Raw genomic sequence first — 2,075 nt, 5'->3', positions numbered from 1 at the left:
CAGGTTGCCAATGCTCCTCCCAACGGCAATGCAGTGGCATATATTTGAGAGGACATGGGAATGACGGAAGCGGTGGAACCCGGCGCGCAGGCACTTTTCGACAAGTTCGGCACCTATATCCTCCCCGGGCGGGTCAATGATCCGCGCCGCGGCATCGACGAAGCGAAAGAGGCGGAGCGCATCGGCCTTGGCTGCGTGTGGATATCCGAACGCTATGCGCTGAAGGAACCGGCGGTGCTGGCGGGCGCGGTGGCCGAGGCCACGTCGAAGATCCGCATCACCGGCACCCTATATGCGACGATGCGCCATCCGCTCGTCACCGCCAGCGTCGCCGACATGATGCAGGCGATGAGCGGCGAGCGGTTCCGCCTGATGTTCGCGCGGGCGGTTCCGGCCTATATGAAGATGCTGGGTTCGCCGCCGATCACCATGGAGCGGCTGGCCGATCTGATCTCGATCTGCCGGCGCCTCTGGGCGGGTGAGAAGATCGATTATGAGGGTGTGCTGGGCAAATTCCCCGCCATCAATCTGACCGATCGCCATTGCGGCACGCCCCCGCCGATCATCTTCACTGCGATCGGGCCCAAAAGCCTGGAATTCGCTGGCGAACATTGCGACGGCGTGCTGCTGCATCCCTTCGTGTCGGCGCAGGGGGTGAAGAACAGCGCCAAGATCGTCCGCGACGCGGCGGAGAAGGCCGGCCGCGATCCCATGTCCGTGCGCATCTATCACAATATCATCGTCGCCCCGGACCTGCCCAAGGACGAGGAAGAGGCCGTCGTCGGCGGCCGCGCCATCACCTATTTCGAACTGCCCGGCTTTGGCGACCTGATCGTCGACATCAACGGCTGGGACAAGAAGGTGCTGGAGGATATCCGCGCCCATCCCAAGATTGCAGGCCTCAACGGCAAGCCGGCGGATCAGGCCTATACGCGGCAGGAGCTGGTCGACGTCAGTCGGCTCATTCCGCAGCAATGGCTGGACGAGGGCGCTGCGGTGGGGACCGCGGCCCAATGCGCCGATCAGCTCATGGGGTTCCTGGATGCTGGCGCCGATGAAATTCTGCTCCACGGCTCGTCGCCCAAGGATATGGGGCCGCTCACCACCGAACTGAAGCGCGCGCTGGCGGCGAAGGGGCTGTAATCATGGAATTGCTGACTCCCGATCGTATCACCGTCCAGTTGCAGGACTGGCTGGCGAGCGAAAAGCCCGAGTGGCGCGACATCCGCGTTCGCCCGCTCAATGTGACGCTGGGCGCGGGCTTTTCGGCGGACATCTTCTTTGTCGACGTCGACTATGTCGATCCGGCTGGTGCCCAGAGCCAGACGCTTGTGGTCCGCCGTCAGCCGATGGATCTGGAAGTGGTGTTCGGCAGCAGCCTCGCGCTTCAGGGCAGGATGATGGCGGCGCTCGATGCGCGCGGCGATCTGCCCGTGCCGCCCTGGATCGGCATGCATCTCGACCCCGATATTCTCGGCCTGCCTTTCCTGGTGATGGGCAAGGTGGAAGGGGAATGCGCCAAGCAAAAGCCCAATTATAATCTGGAAGGCTGGCTGGTCGAGATGACCCCGGAACAGCGGCGGCAAACATTCACCAATGCCATCAACGCTTTTGCCAGCCTGGCGACGATCGACTGGCGCGACGGCTTTGAATTTCTCGCCCAGCCGGAAAATGGGCGGCCGGGTCTCGATCAATATGTCGGTGCGCTGGAGGCGTGGCACAAGGCTGCGGGGCGCGGCCGGACGATGCCCATCGTCGATGCCGCCATGGCCTATGTGCGCGCCAACATGCCTGCCGATGCGGGGGTGAATGTGTTGTGGGGCGATCCCACGCCGTCGAACGTCATGTTCGCGGCCGACGGTAGCGTCAACGCGCTGATCGACTGGGAACTCGCGGCACTGGGGCCGGCGGAGCTTGACCTCGCCTGGTGGCTCTATTTCGACGATCTGTTCGGCCGCCGCTTTGGTATCACCCGGCTGGAAGGCCTGCCGAGCAAGGACGAGACGATTGCCATCTGGGAAGCGGCAAGCGGACAGAAGGCCGGGCATCTCAATTATTATGACATCGTCGCGGCG

Annotated in this window: 2 protein-coding genes; both read left to right on the top strand. The window is 63.5% G+C overall.

The genetic code is table 11. The features are described from left to right. Nucleotides 1-60: 60 nt before the first annotated feature. Nucleotides 61-1,143 carry a TIGR03857 family LLM class F420-dependent oxidoreductase gene (locus ACFC3J_RS22655; protein WP_066562959.1) on the top strand — a complete coding sequence of 361 codons (1,083 nt, stop codon included), beginning with the start codon at nucleotides 61-63 and terminating at the stop codon, nucleotides 1,141-1,143. A 2-nt stretch (nucleotides 1,144-1,145) separates the two neighbouring features. Then, nucleotides 1,146-2,075 (top strand): phosphotransferase family protein (locus ACFC3J_RS22650; protein WP_375198167.1); only part of this gene is annotated, 930 nt, incomplete at its 3' end.

The sequence above is a fragment of the Sphingobium sp. genome, assembly GCF_041987595.1.
Classification (GTDB): Bacteria; Pseudomonadota; Alphaproteobacteria; order Sphingomonadales; family Sphingomonadaceae; genus Sphingobium.
The sequence above is the reverse complement of the archived record's forward strand: the minus strand, read 5'-3'. Positions and strand labels throughout refer to the sequence as shown.

Bases quoted from the DNA above. Each gene is read 5' to 3' on its own strand.
- ACFC3J_RS22655 (WP_066562959.1), top strand. From the start codon at position 61: ATGACGGAAGCGGTGGAACCCGGCGCGCAGGCACTTTTCGACAAGTTC.